This is a genomic window from Streptomyces panaciradicis (genome assembly GCF_023516615.1).
Taxonomy (GTDB): domain Bacteria; phylum Actinomycetota; class Actinomycetes; order Streptomycetales; family Streptomycetaceae; genus Streptomyces; species Streptomyces panaciradicis.
In genome coordinates, this window is the sequence record NZ_JAMGBF010000336.1 from 1 (window position 1) to 515 (window position 515).

Genomic DNA, 515 nt, shown 5'->3' on the forward strand with positions numbered 1-515 from the left:
GCCGAGAAGCATGGCGTCCCCGGGCCGGTCGCTCAGGAGCTGCTCGCCGATACCCGGCCGTGCCTTCACCTTGTCCCCTTCGAGAGCCTGACTCCCGCCCAGCAGGAAGAGGCCCGTCCCGCCGCGCGCACCGGAGGCCTCCCCAGCCTGCCGGACGGCGTCGACTGGCCCGAAGGACGCGAACCGCTGCTGCTGACCGTCGACTGCGCGGCACTCCCCCATGACACCTTGGACATTGAACTGCCGCCCGACGGGCAGCTGTTGTTCTTCGTCGAGATCGAGTACGAGCCGGAGTCCTCGGTGGTGCTCCACATCCCCTCCGACGTGCCGACCACGCAACGCCCGGCGAGCTACGAACTCGACGGCGAACCGGAACAAGTCACCGTCTACCAACCGAATGTGCTCTATCCGGTCCCGGGACTCACCCCCGGACCAGACTGGCGTGACGGTCCCGCGACCAGCGCGTTCCTCGAAGGCGGCGCGGACCGGGACGACATCCTGGACCGTTTCGAGGA

General features: G+C 68.5%; 1 protein-coding gene. It reads left to right on the forward strand.

The features are described 5' to 3' along the window. A partial coding sequence (locus M8J74_RS44250; protein ID WP_249841780.1) for a DUF1963 domain-containing protein occupies positions 1–515 on the forward strand: 515 nt, incomplete at both ends.